Origin of the sequence: Wolbachia endosymbiont of Anurida maritima (assembly GCF_042182995.1) — a bacterium.
Classification (GTDB): Bacteria; Pseudomonadota; Alphaproteobacteria; order Rickettsiales; family Anaplasmataceae; genus Wolbachia.
The window spans coordinates 272125-285817 of the sequence record NZ_CP102058.1 but is presented as its reverse complement, the minus strand read 5'-3'; the positions used below and the strand labels follow the sequence as shown (position 1 = coordinate 285817).

Here is a 13693-nt window from a genome sequence, read left to right as displayed (position 1 = left end):
GATTTACAATAGTATTTCCACACTGCCACCAGACGAAGCTACAGATTTTTTCGCAGCTTCTGACGCAGAATCAACATGAAACACAAATTTTTCGCTCAACTTACCTTTATTAAGAAGTTTAATTTTATCCTTAATAGACTTTATAAAACCTAATTTATACAGCCTCTCCTTATCTATAACAGAGTCTTTCACTATTTTTTTAGCTTCCATTAAGCGCTGTATATCGCCAACATTAATTATAGAGTATATGTTCCTACGTATAGGCTTAAAACCTCTTTTAGGCAAACGAGTATATATAGACTGTTGTCCACCCTCAAAACCATTTATAGAAACTCCACTTCTAGCCTTCTGCCCTTTATGCCCTCTACCAGATGTTTTACCTTTACCACAACCGATACCTCTACCCAGCAACTTAAGCTTCTTTTTCTTAGATAATTTAGTAAATATAGAGTTTAATTTTACAGCATTATTCATACTTTACCTGTTTCCAACTATCTCGCTAATCTTTTTGCCTCTTTTGCTTGCCACCTGACGAGGAGACAACATACTATCAAAAGCCTTAAATACTGCACATATAACGTTATGAGGATTATTTGATCTAGTAGATTTAGCTACCACATCCTTTATACCTAACACCTCAAAAACTGACCTAATCGCTCCACCAGCAATAATACCTGTTCCGGCTCTCGCGGTTCTTAAAACTATCTCACCAGAACAAAATTTAGCTTTAATATCATGATGCAAAGTTCTACCTTCACGCAAGTACACTCTAATCATCGATTTCTTTGCAGCACTTACAGCTTTGACTCTTGCTTCAGCAACTTCTGCGTGCTTACCTATTCCACATCCTACCCTACCCTTCTCATCGCCAACAACAACCAAAATTGAAAATGAAAATCTTCTACCACCTTTGGTAACCGTTGTTACTCTTCGTACCGAAACTAAAAGCTCTGATAAATCATTATTATTTTGTAAATTCTTTATAGCCATATTCAAACCCTTCTAAAACTCAAATCCAGAACTTCTTAAAGCCTCAGCAAATTGAGAAACTAATCCTGTATATTTATACGCTCCACGATCAAACGTAAGCTGCTGCTCTAATTTCATGCCAGATAGACGCTCAACCATTAAAGAAGAAACCTGTTTTATAGTTTCAGCATTGACCTTCCTTTTACATACTCCCCTAATTTTAGCATCCAAAGTAGAAGCAGAAGTGAGAGTTAGTCCTTTTGCATCGTTAATTAACTGAACATAAAAATGTTTATTAGATTTAAATATGGATATACGTAAACGCTCAACACCATTATTGAGTTTCTTTCTATTACGTAACTTCCTTTTTTCAGAATTACTTAAAAAATTATACGATCTTTTCATTTTAATTACTTCTTTTTACTTACAACCTTACGCAGCATAAATTTGCCTTTTATTACAATGCCCTTACCTTTATAAGGATCATATTTTCTAATTTTGCATATATCAGACGCCACCATATAGACCTTCTGCTTATCCATACCACTAACTATTAAGTGAGTTGGCTTTATGCACTTAATCTCAACATCTTTAGGCACTTTATATTTAACATTATGGCTATAACCAAGATACAAAGTCAAATACTTACCATCACACTCTGCCTTATATCCAACACCGTTGATCTCAAGATTAACAGAAAAACCATCAACCATACCGTTAATGATATTATTAATATTACTCCTATAAGTACCCCACATAGGCTTTATTTCATCATAATCATCTTTATCTTGATCAACAGAAAGCAATAGCTGATTATCAATAATCTGACACACAACATCCCTGATCAAGCTAACTTCTTTTTCAGCCTTAGCACTCTTTATTAACATACTACCATTATTATATTCAACTGAAATACCAGCAGGAATATTGATAGGAGCAGCACCTATACGAGACATAAATTTCTCCTATTATTTAAAACACACGACACAAAACTTCTCCGCCAACCTTTAACTTATGTGCATTATAATCAGTCATCACTCCTTTGGGTGTTGATATAATAAAAATACCAAGACCATTATATGCTTTAGAAATGTCCTTATACTTAGAATAACGACGACAACCAGGCTTTGACACCCTAACTATGTCACTAATTACAGGTGATTTCTCATAATACTTCAATTTTACAATGAAAGAAGGCAAATTATCTACAACTTGCTTTTCATAATCAAGGATATACCCTTCCTCTTTTAAAATCTCCAATATAGAAGAATTCATCTTAGAAAATAGCACCCTTGTCGCCCTATGCATTGCTAATTGAGCATTACGTATCCTTGTTAAAAAATCACCAATACTATCAGATAACGCCACAATATACTCCTTATATTATATTTACCAACTAGATTTTGTAACTCCTGGAACTTGCCCAAAAGAACATAAATCACGCAAAACAATTCTACATAAACCAAATTTTCTATATACTCCTCTTGGTCTCCCAGTCAAAGCACACCTATTTCTAATTTTGGTTTTAGAAGAATTTCTAGGCAATTTTTTAATTAATTTATTTTGAGCTGTAAACCTTTCTACAATAGACAAATTCTTATTATTTATTATAGATTTCAATTTTTCTCTTTTTTCTTTATATTGATCACACAGCTTTATTCTGCGAAGATTTCTTTCTATCATAGATTTTTTTGCCATATATTTCTCCTCTCAATTAATCAAAAAAAGGGAATTTAAAAGCCAGTAATAATTCTTTTGCTTCCTTATCACTAGCCGCAGTTGTTACAATGTTAATGTCCATACCTATAATTTTACTTATTTTATCATAGTCTATTTCTAAAAACGAGATGTGTTCCTTTATACCAAAGGAAAAATTACCATTACCGTCAAATTGCTTCACACTAAACCCTCTAAAATCTTTTTCCCTTGGCAAAGCAATATATATCAATCTTTCTAAAAATTCATACATTTTATCTCTACGCAAAGTTACTTTACAACCTACTGTAGCACTTTTTCTGATCTTGAAGCCAGAAATAGATTTTTTTGCAAAAGTTGATACAGGCTTTTGCCCTGCAATCAAATATAGGCTATCAAGTGGTTCATTTATTGCTTTACTATCTGTAGCAGCATCTCCAACGCCCATATTGATACACACCTTGATAAGTTTAGGTACTTGAATTATATTGCCGTAATTAAACTCATCCTTTAAGGATTTTACTATGCTATCTTTATACAATTCTTTAAACATATCAACCTAATCTATCACTTCTCCAGAAACTTTTGCAAAACGCACTTTTCTACCGTCTATAACCTTAAACCCCACTCTAGTCGGAGTTTTATATTTAGGGTCCAATGTTGCAACGTTGGATATATCAATAGCTAACTCTTTATTTAATATACCACCACTACTACCAGCTTTTGGTTTAGTATGTCTCTTATGCACATTCACTCCAGAAATAATTACTTTCTTTTTAGCATCACGTGCTATAACTTTGATTACCTTACCAATTTTTCCCTTATCTCTACCAGTTAAAACTATAACGTCGTCACCACTTTTTATTTTAGCACTCATTATAAAACCTCAACAGCTAATGACATTATCTTCATAAAAGAACCAGATGATAACTTTTTTACCGGACCAAACACCCGAGTGCCAAGTGGTTCACCTTGATCATTAATCAAAACTACAGCATTGCTAGAAAAACGAATTACAGAACCATCAGATTTTCTAATAGGGCTTTTCACCCTCACCACAACTGCTCTATATACTTTTCCCTTCTCAACCTTCCCTCTTGGAGTAATAGATTTAGTAGATACAATAACTGTGTCACCTATAGATGCAGATTTTCTACCACCCAATAAACCAATACAAAGCACTGCACGCGCACCAGAATTATCAGCTACTTCCAATAATGTATTTTTTTGAATCATGTAAATATCCTATTCAATGTGAGCTATTAACAACAATCCATTTTTTAGTAGTAGAAATAGGCTTGTGTTCTTGTATTAAAACCTTGTCCCCTTCTTTACAACTATTATTCTCATCATGTGCTGTATACTTCTTGTATTTTTTTATAACCTTTTTATACAGCTCATCCTTATACACTTGTAATACCGAAACCTTTACAGTCTTATCACACTCAGCCTTAGTTACAGTACCACAAAAAACCTTTTTAGGCATTCTTTTCCTCTCTTCTTCTTTTATTTAATGTAGTTAGAATACGAGCTATGCTCTTTTTTATCAAGCTAAAACGCGAAATATTGTTGCACTGGCCCAGCTTTTTTTGAAAAACCAAATTAACAAACTCTTTTCTCAAATTCACAAGAATTTCATGCAATTCTTGCGAGGACCTCGATTCAATGTCAGCTATATCCATTGCAACTCCATTTAATTATGATTAGATACAAATTTACACTTCATAGGAAGCTTAGCAGTTGCCTTTTCAAGCGCCAATCTTGCTAAATGCGTGGGAACATCACTGCTAATTTCAAACAATATTCTACCGGGCTTAGCTTTAAATACCCAAAACTCAACACTACCTTTCCCTTTACCCATACGCACATCCGCCGGCTTTTTACTAACAGGGGTATCAGGAAAAATTCTTATCCACACTTTACCAGAGCGTTTTAATGTTCTAGATATTACACGCCTTGCAGTTTCAATATGCTTAGATTGAATCCTACCTGCTTCCATAGCCTTTAGACCATAATCTCCAAAAGATAATGTGCTACCACCTTTCGTGTTACCCTTAATTCGTCCTTTAAATACTTTTTTATATTTACTTTTTTTAGGAACAAACATTTCAATATACCTAATTAGTTACCAATATAAACCCAGACCTTAACTCCTATGATGCCATATATAGTTTTTGCTTCAGCAAAAGCATAATCTATATTAGCACGTAAAGTATGCAAAGGCAAACGACCTTCTTTATACCATTCAGTACGAGCTATCTCAGCTCCGCCAAGGCGCCCAGAACAACTTACTTTAATACCTCTAGCACCCATCCTCAAACAACTTTGAATAGCTTTTTTCATCGCTCTTCTAAATGAAACCCTTTTTTCTAACTGTTGTGCGATGCTATTTGATATTAAAACTGCATCTATTTCAGACCTTTTAACCCCTAATACATTCACGTCTACATCTTTTACATTCTTTTTTACTTTTTCAGCTATTTTTTGCTTTATCTCCTCAATACCTAAGCCTTTCTTACCTATTACCACTCCAGGCTTAGAAGAATGTATTATTACAGACACCGAATCGATCGTACGCTCTATAATTACTTTAGAAACACCAGCATGCTTAAAAGATTCATTTATATAACTGCGAATAGATAAATCTTGATGCAACCCTTGTTTATAATCCTTCTCAGCATACCAAATAGATGACCAAGTATTAATTATTTTTAACCTAAATCCTTTAGGATTAACGTTTCCCATATTTTTGCACTTTCCTTATTAATTTTCTATTTTTATGAATCATATAATTTCCCCCAATTTTACAGTTATATTACTATAACGTTTACTAACTCTATTAGCTCTACCCATAGCTTTTGGACATACCCTACGCAAAGTAAGAGACTTACCTATTAAAATTTCTTTTATATATAAATTATCGATATCCAATCCATAATTTTGAGCATTAGCAATCGCAGAATCTAATACCTTCCTTATAAGACCCGCAGCTTTCTTTTCACAAAATCTTAATTGCACAGTGGCAAAAGAAACTTTTTTATTACGTACTAAACCAGCAACCAAATTCAATTTACGAGGAGTTGATTTTAAAACCCTAGAACCAGCTTTAACTATTACATCTCTGTTTTTCATATCAATTACCTTCTTGTCGCCTTTTTATCACCACTATGCCCAGTAAATTTACGAGTGGGTGAAAACTCACCAAACTTATGACCTATCATATTCTGATCATTAACATTCACAGGAATGTAATCCTTACCATTATAAACAGCAAACTTTAAACCTAAACAATTAGGAAGAATTACAGAAGCCCTGGAATGAACTTTTATAGCCATGTTAACAAACCCCTTGTTTAAAGCATTATTCACCGACTTTAATATAGAAGGATGACAAAAAGGAGGCTTCCACGCAGATCTACTCATAAACTAACCTTTCAATTGTTTTATATACTTATCACTAGATTTATTTCTCCTCCGAGTTTTCTTTCCTTTTGTTGCAACACCCCAAGGAGTAACAGGATGACGACCACCAGAGGTTTTTCCTTCCCCGCCTCCATGAGGATGGTCAACCGGATTCATTGCAACTCCACGTACAGTAGGTCTAATCCCAAGCCACCTACTTCTCCCAGCTTTACCCAACTTTCTATTCTTATGGTCAGGGTTAGATACTACACCAATAGTAGCCTTGCAAGAAGATAAAATCAACCTAATTTGACCAGACCTGAGTCGTAATAAAACATATTGGCCATCACGACCAACGATTTGTGCATAACAACCAGCAGCTCTAGCAATCGCAGCACCATTACCTGGCTTCAGCTCAACATTATGAACGAAAGAACCAACAGGTATATGCTTGAGTAGCAAACAATTCCCTGGCAAAATATCAGCATCATTCCCAGCTGTAACAACATCACCTGGCTTCATACCTTGAGGAGCTAATATATAAGACTTGATATCATCTTCCTTATATGATATTAACGCCAAAAATCCACTTCTATTTGGGTCATACTCTATTTTTTCAACTATACCTTGACCACTTCTATTACGCTTAAAATCTATCACTCTATACTTCTTTTTGTGACCACCACCTCTATGACGAGTTGTAATTCTACCATGATTATTTCTTCCACCACTGGACTTTTTACCGGATGTAAGAGACTTTTCTGGCTCATCTTTTGATAAACCAACTTTACTTACTAACACAGTCCCACGAGAAGACGGAGTAACAGGATTAAAAAATTTCATACCCATATTAAACGCTCATTATATCTAATTTTTGACCATCCATCAAAGAAAAATAAACTTTCTTTCTCTGTTTTTCACAACCAATCACACCCCTGAAACGCCTATATTTAGGCTTAATTCTAACAACATTTATAGAAGAAATTTTAACATCAAATAGAGACTCTATTGCCAACTTTATTTGACGCTTATTTACATTTACAAAAACATACAAAGAATATTTATTAAACTTCTCCCTCAAAAAAGAGGCCTTTTCTGTAATTATAGGAGATTTTATTATATTATTATATTTGATCATAACAATCTACCTTCAAGATGCTTTAAAGTATCCTTTGTCAACATCACGCATTCGTGATTCAATATATCAAAAACATTTAACCCAATAGGTTTGATTAAGTCTACATAGTGCAAGTTTTTAGCCGCACGCAACAAATCATCTCCATAATCACCAACTATCAAAAAGGAAGAAAATTTAAAATTTTTAATACATTCACACATTTCAGACGTTTTCTTCACATCAATATTTAAATTATCCAGAATAATTACTTGATTATTTAAATACTTTAGAGATAAAGCAATTTTTAAACCAAATTTGCGTACCTTCTTATTAAGAGAATAAGTATGACTCCTCACAACAGGGCCAAAAATAATCCCACCACCTCTAAATTGAGGAGATCGCAAGCTCCCTTGTCTTGCCCTACCAGTACGTTTTTGACCATAAGGTTTAGCTGTTGTACCAGAGACATCACTGATACCTTTTGTTTTATGAGTACCAACTCTTCTCTTCGCTAATTGCCATTTCACTATATCATGCAAAATACTCAATTTTTGCTTAGCAGAAAATATCAAAGGATTGAGCTGAGCAGTACCTACATTATTATTAGATAGATTAACTAAATTACATTCCATAACTAACTTACCACATTACTAGCATCATCATTTACATCTAATAGCAGACCTACCGGAAAAGGAACATCTTTATGTAAAGATTTTTTAACTGCATCTCTTACAAAAACATAGGAATTTTTAAACCCAGGAACATTATTACCCTTCACAGCAATTATACTATTTTCATGATCAATGGATACTATCTTCATATTTTGTGCAGTTATCCTGCTGTTACCTAAATGACCAGCCATTTTCTTTCCTTTGAATACTCTACCAGGATCTTGACATTGGCCAGTGGAACCTTGTGATCTGTGAGCAATAGAAACACCATGAGATGCCCTAAGCCCACTGAAGTTATGCCTTTTCATCACACCAGCAAATCCTTTGCCTATAGAATAACCTGTAATATCAAGATATTGACCAACCACAAAATGATTGACTCCCACTTTTTTACCACATTCTACTCCCGACAGGTCATTTAATCTACTTTCGTATAACTTACATTTATTATTTATACCCTTTTTCTTTAAATATTCCAACTGAGGTTTTGCTATATTTTTAAAATCTCCCGCGCCTAAAATGACTGAATTATAGCCACATTTATCTTGTCCTTTTATATCAACAATATAAGTTTCGCTAAGATGCAATAAAGTTACAGCCATGCGACTATTGTTAGAGTATATAGCAGTATGACCAATATTCGTCATTAATAAACCAATTCTCCTCAGCGAATTTATTCTCTTCATTTCCTTCTCCTAAACCTTAACTTCCTTAACTTTTAAATCCACTTCTACACCAGCAGAAAAAGATAAATCTTTAAGCATCTGCATCATAGTAGGAGTAAGATCATGTAAAACAATCAAACGCCTAGAAGTTCTTATTTCAAACTGTTCACGAGATTTTTTATCAACGTGAGGAGATCTATTAACAATAAATTTAGAATCTTTTCTTGGCAACGCAATCGGACCAGATAATTTTGCACTGGACCGCTTTAATTCATCAACAAACTTTCGAACACACTCCTCCAACAAAGAACAATCGAAAGCCTTAATGTTAATATATATATCTTGCTTCATCTTAGTTACTACACTCACTCCAAAATTTCAGAAACAACACCAGAACCAACAGTTCTACCGCCTTCTCTTATCGCAAAACGCAATCCCTTATCCATTGCTATCGGTACTTGCAATTCTACTTCTACACTCACATTATCCCCTGGCATTACCATCTCCTTCCCATCTAGCAATTTTATGCTCCCAGTTACATCCGTTGTCCTTAAATAAAACTGTGGCTGGTAATTCGCAAAAAATGGTGTATGCCTTCCTCCTTCCTCTTTCTTTAATATATAAACCTCCGCCTTAAACTTTCTATGCGGCGTTATCGTCCCCGGTTTTGCTAATACTTGTCCTCTCTCCACTTCTTCTCTTTTTGTTCCTCTTAACAATATTCCTACATTGAGTCCTGCACTTCCCTTATCCAGCAACTTCTTAAACATTTCTACACCTGTGCATATCGTCTTTTGCGTCGCTTTCAGGCCTATTATCTCTATCTCTTCTCCCGTCTTTATTTCTCCTTTCTCTATTCTTCCTGTTACCACCGTTCCTCGCCCCGATATCGAAAATACATCTTCGATTGGCAATAAAAATGGTAAATCCACAGGCCTTGGTGGAACCGCTACATATTCATCTAACTTTTCCATCAATTTATCTATTGATTTCTTTCCATATTCGCTGCTGTCATCCTCCAGCGCCTTGAGTGCTGAACCAACCACAACAGGCACTTCATCCCCTGGAAATCCGTATTTATTCAGCAATTCCCTCACTTCCATTTCGACTAAATCCATCATCTCAGCATCAGCAACATCAGCTTTATTTATATACACCACGATATATCCAACACCTACCTGCTTCGCCAGCAATATATGCTCTCTTGTTTGTGGCATTGGCCCATCAACCCCTGACACTACCAATATCGCTGCATCCATCTGTGCTGCACCTACTATCATGTTCTTTACATAATCAGCGTGTCCAGGACAATCAACATGTGCATAATGCCTTTTTTCCGTCTGATACTCAACATGCGCTGTTGCTATTGTTATCCCCCTCTTCCTTTCTTCTGGCGCCTTATCTATCTGATCGTACGCTACAAAATTTCCATAATGCTTTGTTATCGCCGCTGTTAATGTTGTCTTCCCATGATCCACATGTCCTATTGTTCCCACATTTACATGTGGCTTTCCAAATGCTTCCACTACTGCTGTCATAATTTAAACTTTTCTACCTAAAATACAAATACATCAATAAATAATATGTTGATTTTATAAAAATACAACAAAAAAAAGAGCGGATAGTGGGAATCGAACCCACGTCACTAGCTTGGAAGGCTAGAGCTCTACCATTGAGCTATACCCGCACAATGGAGGAGGTAGGATTCGAACCTACGTACGCTCACGCGGACAGATTTACAGTCTGTTACCTTTAACCACTCGGTCACTCCTCCGCAAAAATTTGTTAAGAGAATACTATTTTAGCATCTTAACTTAAGCTCTTATTCTATTTAATACTAAACGCCTAAAATTAAAAAATCAAGCAATAAAACCCATCCTGATTAAAATCATGCAGATTTCATTTTATATAACACAATATTGCCAATAAAACGTCTAAACAAATAATGCGAATCATGCGTACCTGGCGCTTCTTCTGGATGATATTGCACAGAAAAGACTAGGTAATCCTTCATCATTATTCCCTCTACACTATTATCAAATAGAGAAATGTGAGTAATTTCAACATTACTTGGAAGAGAAGCTGAATCAACAACAAAACCATGATTTTGGCTAGTGATCTCAACTTTTCCACTAATTACATCATAAACTGGATGGTTACTCCCTCTGTGACCTATATCCATCTTGATGGTCTTTGCCCCCAAAGTAATCGCAAGTAATTGATGGCCCATGCATATGCCAAAAATTGGTATTTTAGATTTTATAATAATGTCTATTTCTGAAACTACACTTTCTCCTATTTCTTGCGGATCACCAGGACCATTTGAAAGCACTATACCATCTGGATTCATACTCAACACTTTTTGAGCAAAACCTGTGCTTGGTCTGATTAATTCAACTGTACAACCAAGTTCTATTAAGCGTGAAACTATACTGATTTTTACGCCAAAATCAACGATTACAATCCTATATTTTGCATTAAGGTCAATAGCTCTATCTGATGTCATTCCAGTGCGTGACAGTGGAATCCATATATTTTTTGCTGGATCCGAGTAGTCAGCTACTTGGATGACAAAGTGCTCCGCTAGTCTATTATTTTCAAAACTGTTATTTAAGCTAACCTTATTAGTTATTTCTATCCCATTTACAGGTTTGTATTCCTTCAATTTGTCTAATGCATGCGCCTTACTCGATGAGCATATCATTCCATTTTGAGATCCATGTTCTCTCAAATGTCTTGTTAAAGCTCTAGTATCAACTCCTGATATCCCAATCACGTTATTTTTCTCTAACCAATCATTTAAACTGATATATGAAGAAGGGTGGGACATAGAAGAAAGTTCACGCATAACCACACCAGTTGCAAAAATTTTCTTTCCTTCATTATCTTTATGGTTTATTCCAATGTTACCAATATGAGGAAAAGTGAACGTTATAATTTGATCGGCAAAAGAAGGATCAGTTATAGTATGCTGATAACCGGTCATACCAGTGGTAAAACAAACCTCGCCTATGCACTTGCCTTTTTTACCTACTGATTTTCCCCAAAAGCATTTACCATCTTGTAAAACTAAAATCGCGTCCTGCACTTCATTATCTCTTCAACTCATTTAAAGTATTATATAAGAATTTTAAATAGTAAGTAAGCAAATACTAAATCCCTCTTGTCATGAAACTTACATAACTAAAAAAAGTTCAAAGTTATAAACAGCCTTTCTTCTTTATTATTCCGCTAATATTATAGCAAATTTAACTTCTGTGAATAGGCAATATCTGTTACAGTTCATGCTTCATATTAGGTTAAATTCACATGGGTAGAAAAATTTGTCTCATTACAGGAGCATCATCTGGAATTGGAGAAAGTTTAGCACGGTTACTCATTAAAGATGGATGGTTTGTAATCGGCATTGCGAGACGCACTGAAAAATTGGAAAAATTAAAAGAAGAATTAGGTAGTAATTTTTTACCTATAACATGTGATGTAGGCAAGAGCGAAAATATTAGAAATTCGTCTGATTTTTTAAAAAAGCAAAATATTATACCAAATCTCTTTTTTCTTAATGCAGGATGTGGTGAGATAGAAGATGAGTTTCACACAGACATTCATAGAAAAACATTTGAAACTAATTATTTTGGCGTTATCAACTGGATTGAAGAATGGATTCATCACAATTCCTTGGCAATTTTTGTGGCTATATCTTCTCTTGTTGCTGTGCACGCAACACCACATGCGTCTGCATATTGTGCCAGCAAAGCAGCACTAAGAAGTTGTTTTGAATCACCAAAAATTCAATATGCTAATAGCGCTACAAAATTCATTACCGTAATGCCAGGACCAGTACAAACCAATATGTTTAAATCTAATAAACCACTTCCCTTCATATGGAAACCACAAAAAGCTGCAGCACATATTTTGAATAAGGTACTCAAAGGAAAGAAAACTATAAATTTTCCAGTTTTTTGGCAGTTATTTTTCCATATTTTACGAATTCTTCCAACTAAAATGGTTGTAAGAATCTTACGATAGCAATTGATTTTTCATAAAAATTCATTTTATTCCCATACATGTATATATTTTATTTTTAAACAATGGATTGAAACCAATTTTTTGATAAACAGATACTCCTGATTCTGAAGCCTCGAGAAAGCAATGTGTAGCATTCAAGGCTCTGGCTTTTGTGAGCGCATGATACATTAGATGGGTTGCGTAACCTTTTTTCTGGTGCTCAGGTAGCGTCCCAACATCATCTACACGTACACTATCTTTATCGATTGACAATGTAAGAGATGATACAGGTTTATCATCTTTATAGAGACTAAAATGATGAAAGCCAGCATTATTTTCATGGGTTTTTCTATACTGATCTGCCACTTCATAAGTGGATTCATAAGCACATATTAATGGTATCATCCAGTCTGTTAAATTTTCATCAACGCATTTAATTATTAGGTTATTATTTTTATGTGACTGAGGTAAGCATAATTGTTCATTTAATTCAATAAACATTGCAACTGATTTACTTGTACATTTAAAATTTTTATCTTTTAAGATATTTTCTAATCTATCATCCAGAAAATGTTCTGGAATTACTACAACCCATGGCAATTTATTTTTCTTAAAAATTTCAGAACAGCTATCTAAGAGCATGTCTTCAAACTAAGTAGAAAGGAGTTAAGAAGTGTGTTATAAGATATATTTTAAATGTACCCAAGCGATATAAGTGACAAAGAATGGAAGATGATAGAGCAATATTTTGAACCTAAAAAGACCGGCAGACCAAGAAAACACAGTATCAGAACGATTATCGATGCAATAAGGTATGTGATGAGAACAGGCTGTCAATGGAGACAACTACCTAAGAATTTTCCACCATGGAAAACCGTGTATAGTTGTAATTCGCGTTTAAAAAAAAGTGGAATATGGCAAGAAATTCATGATTTTCTAGTTAAAAAACTAAGAAAGATAATTGGTAAGAATGAAACTCCATCAGTAGGAATAATTGACAGTCAATCAGTAAAAACCACTCAAAAAGGGGATCCAGAGGATATGATGCTGGCAAGAAAGTAAAGGGTAGAAAACGCCACATCGTTGTAGATACTCNTAGGTCTTGTAATTGCTGCTGAAGTACACAGTGCAAGCATTCAAGATCGTGATGGTGCACTAAATCTTTTTGTT

At 34.6% G+C, this 13693-nt stretch carries 25 protein-coding genes, 2 tRNA genes and 1 pseudogene; 3 read left to right on the top strand and 25 right to left on the bottom strand.

Going from position 1 to position 13693, the window contains the following annotated elements; genetic code table 11:
* Nucleotides 1-3 precede the first annotated feature (3 nt).
* The 24 genes from rplO to carA all read right to left on the bottom strand — a co-directional run bounded on the left by rplO (nucleotide 4) and on the right by carA (nucleotide 11606).
* Entirely contained in the window at nucleotides 4-474 is a 471-nt protein-coding gene (gene rplO, locus NOX90_RS01695; protein ID WP_375604297.1) for a 50S ribosomal protein L15, read from the bottom strand.
* A 3-nt stretch (nucleotides 475-477) separates the two neighbouring features.
* Nucleotides 478-990, bottom strand: a complete 513-nt coding sequence (gene rpsE / locus NOX90_RS01690; RefSeq protein WP_375604296.1) for a 30S ribosomal protein S5 — start codon at nucleotides 988-990, stop codon at nucleotides 478-480.
* A gap of 12 nt (nucleotides 991-1002) precedes the next feature.
* Nucleotides 1003-1374 (bottom strand): 50S ribosomal protein L18, encoded by a 372-nt coding sequence (gene rplR / locus NOX90_RS01685; protein ID WP_375604295.1) that lies wholly within the window; start codon nucleotides 1372-1374, stop codon nucleotides 1003-1005.
* A gap of 5 nt (nucleotides 1375-1379) precedes the next feature.
* A complete protein-coding gene (gene rplF / locus NOX90_RS01680; RefSeq protein ID WP_375604294.1) occupies nucleotides 1380-1925 on the bottom strand; it encodes a 50S ribosomal protein L6 in 546 nt (181 codons plus the stop codon).
* A gap of 16 nt (nucleotides 1926-1941) precedes the next feature.
* Nucleotides 1942-2337 carry a 30S ribosomal protein S8 gene (gene rpsH, locus NOX90_RS01675; RefSeq protein WP_007551150.1) on the bottom strand — a complete coding sequence of 132 codons (396 nt, stop codon included), beginning with the start codon at nucleotides 2335-2337 and terminating at the stop codon, nucleotides 1942-1944.
* A gap of 21 nt (nucleotides 2338-2358) precedes the next feature.
* Nucleotides 2359-2667 (bottom strand): 30S ribosomal protein S14, encoded by a 309-nt coding sequence (rpsN, locus tag NOX90_RS01670; RefSeq protein WP_064124653.1) that lies wholly within the window; start codon nucleotides 2665-2667, stop codon nucleotides 2359-2361.
* A gap of 16 nt (nucleotides 2668-2683) precedes the next feature.
* Complete coding sequence (rplE, locus tag NOX90_RS01665; protein ID WP_375604293.1) at nucleotides 2684-3217, bottom strand: 50S ribosomal protein L5; 534 nt, start codon at nucleotides 3215-3217, stop codon at nucleotides 2684-2686.
* 6 nt (nucleotides 3218-3223) lie between these two features.
* Nucleotides 3224-3541 carry a 50S ribosomal protein L24 gene (gene rplX, locus NOX90_RS01660; RefSeq protein ID WP_375604292.1) on the bottom strand — a complete coding sequence of 106 codons (318 nt, stop codon included), beginning with the start codon at nucleotides 3539-3541 and terminating at the stop codon, nucleotides 3224-3226.
* On the bottom strand, nucleotides 3541-3900 hold the full coding sequence (rplN, locus tag NOX90_RS01655) for a 50S ribosomal protein L14 (protein WP_006279348.1): 360 nt from the start codon (nucleotides 3898-3900) through the stop codon (nucleotides 3541-3543). Before rplN ends, rplX begins: the two co-directional genes overlap by 1 nt.
* A 13-nt stretch (nucleotides 3901-3913) precedes the next feature.
* The gene (gene rpsQ / locus NOX90_RS01650; protein WP_375604291.1) at nucleotides 3914-4150 is read right to left on the bottom strand and encodes a 30S ribosomal protein S17; all 237 of its coding nucleotides are present in this window, start codon (nucleotides 4148-4150) and stop codon (nucleotides 3914-3916) included.
* On the bottom strand, nucleotides 4143-4346 hold the full coding sequence (rpmC, locus tag NOX90_RS01645) for a 50S ribosomal protein L29 (protein ID WP_064124648.1): 204 nt from the start codon (nucleotides 4344-4346) through the stop codon (nucleotides 4143-4145). Before rpmC ends, rpsQ begins: the two co-directional genes overlap by 8 nt.
* Before the next feature lie 11 nt (nucleotides 4347-4357).
* Nucleotides 4358-4771, bottom strand: coding sequence for a 50S ribosomal protein L16 (gene rplP, locus NOX90_RS01640; protein WP_375604290.1), 414 nt, complete (start codon nucleotides 4769-4771; stop codon nucleotides 4358-4360).
* A 14-nt stretch (nucleotides 4772-4785) separates the two neighbouring features.
* Nucleotides 4786-5409: a 30S ribosomal protein S3 gene (gene rpsC / locus NOX90_RS01635; RefSeq protein WP_375604289.1), complete on the bottom strand. Its 624-nt coding sequence runs from the start codon at nucleotides 5407-5409 to the stop codon at nucleotides 4786-4788.
* A gap of 39 nt (nucleotides 5410-5448) precedes the next feature.
* Nucleotides 5449-5796, bottom strand: a complete 348-nt coding sequence (gene rplV / locus NOX90_RS01630) for a 50S ribosomal protein L22 (RefSeq protein WP_375604288.1) — start codon at nucleotides 5794-5796, stop codon at nucleotides 5449-5451.
* 5 nt (nucleotides 5797-5801) lie between these two features.
* Nucleotides 5802-6086: a 30S ribosomal protein S19 gene (gene rpsS, locus NOX90_RS01625; protein WP_006279181.1), complete on the bottom strand. Its 285-nt coding sequence runs from the start codon at nucleotides 6084-6086 to the stop codon at nucleotides 5802-5804.
* Between the two features lie 3 nt (nucleotides 6087-6089).
* Nucleotides 6090-6914 (bottom strand): 50S ribosomal protein L2, encoded by an 825-nt coding sequence (rplB, locus tag NOX90_RS01620; RefSeq protein ID WP_015589143.1) that lies wholly within the window; start codon nucleotides 6912-6914, stop codon nucleotides 6090-6092.
* Nucleotide 6915: 1 nt separating this feature from the next.
* A complete protein-coding gene (locus NOX90_RS01615; protein WP_077188180.1) occupies nucleotides 6916-7203 on the bottom strand; it encodes a 50S ribosomal protein L23 in 288 nt (95 codons plus the stop codon).
* Nucleotides 7200-7814, bottom strand: a complete 615-nt coding sequence (gene rplD / locus NOX90_RS01610; RefSeq protein WP_250296617.1) for a 50S ribosomal protein L4 — start codon at nucleotides 7812-7814, stop codon at nucleotides 7200-7202. Before rplD ends, NOX90_RS01615 begins: the two co-directional genes overlap by 4 nt.
* Nucleotides 7815-7816: 2 nt before the next feature.
* A complete protein-coding gene (gene rplC / locus NOX90_RS01605; RefSeq protein ID WP_375604287.1) occupies nucleotides 7817-8539 on the bottom strand; it encodes a 50S ribosomal protein L3 in 723 nt (240 codons plus the stop codon).
* A gap of 9 nt (nucleotides 8540-8548) precedes the next feature.
* Nucleotides 8549-8869 carry a 30S ribosomal protein S10 gene (gene rpsJ, locus NOX90_RS01600; protein WP_375604286.1) on the bottom strand — a complete coding sequence of 107 codons (321 nt, stop codon included), beginning with the start codon at nucleotides 8867-8869 and terminating at the stop codon, nucleotides 8549-8551.
* A gap of 14 nt (nucleotides 8870-8883) precedes the next feature.
* Entirely contained in the window at nucleotides 8884-10056 is a 1173-nt protein-coding gene (gene tuf / locus NOX90_RS01595) for an elongation factor Tu (RefSeq protein ID WP_250296088.1), read from the bottom strand.
* Nucleotides 10057-10134: 78 nt separating this feature from the next.
* Nucleotides 10135-10205, bottom strand: a tRNA-Gly gene (locus tag NOX90_RS01590).
* 4 nt (nucleotides 10206-10209) lie between these two features.
* A tRNA-Tyr gene (locus tag NOX90_RS01585) sits at nucleotides 10210-10292 on the bottom strand.
* Between the two features lie 114 nt (nucleotides 10293-10406).
* A complete protein-coding gene (carA, locus tag NOX90_RS01580) occupies nucleotides 10407-11606 on the bottom strand; it encodes a glutamine-hydrolyzing carbamoyl-phosphate synthase small subunit (protein ID WP_375604285.1) in 1200 nt (399 codons plus the stop codon).
* Between the two features lie 221 nt (nucleotides 11607-11827).
* On the opposite strand from carA, the gene NOX90_RS01575 reads away from it, so the two are divergent.
* Nucleotides 11828-12544: an SDR family NAD(P)-dependent oxidoreductase gene (locus NOX90_RS01575; protein WP_375604284.1), complete on the top strand. Its 717-nt coding sequence runs from the start codon at nucleotides 11828-11830 to the stop codon at nucleotides 12542-12544.
* Nucleotides 12545-12565: 21 nt separating this feature from the next.
* Here the strand turns inward: NOX90_RS01575 and NOX90_RS01570 are convergent, their stop codons facing one another.
* Nucleotides 12566-13165: a GNAT family N-acetyltransferase gene (locus NOX90_RS01570; protein WP_375604283.1), complete on the bottom strand. Its 600-nt coding sequence runs from the start codon at nucleotides 13163-13165 to the stop codon at nucleotides 12566-12568.
* A gap of 54 nt (nucleotides 13166-13219) precedes the next feature.
* On the opposite strand from NOX90_RS01570, the pseudogene NOX90_RS01565 reads away from it, so the two are divergent.
* A pseudogene (locus NOX90_RS01565) lies at nucleotides 13220-13441 on the top strand (transposase); the annotation flags it as partial.
* Nucleotides 13442-13527: 86 nt separating this feature from the next.
* A complete protein-coding gene (locus NOX90_RS01560; protein WP_375604579.1) occupies nucleotides 13528-13641 on the top strand; it encodes a transposase in 114 nt (37 codons plus the stop codon).
* Nucleotides 13642-13693 lie beyond the last annotated feature (52 nt).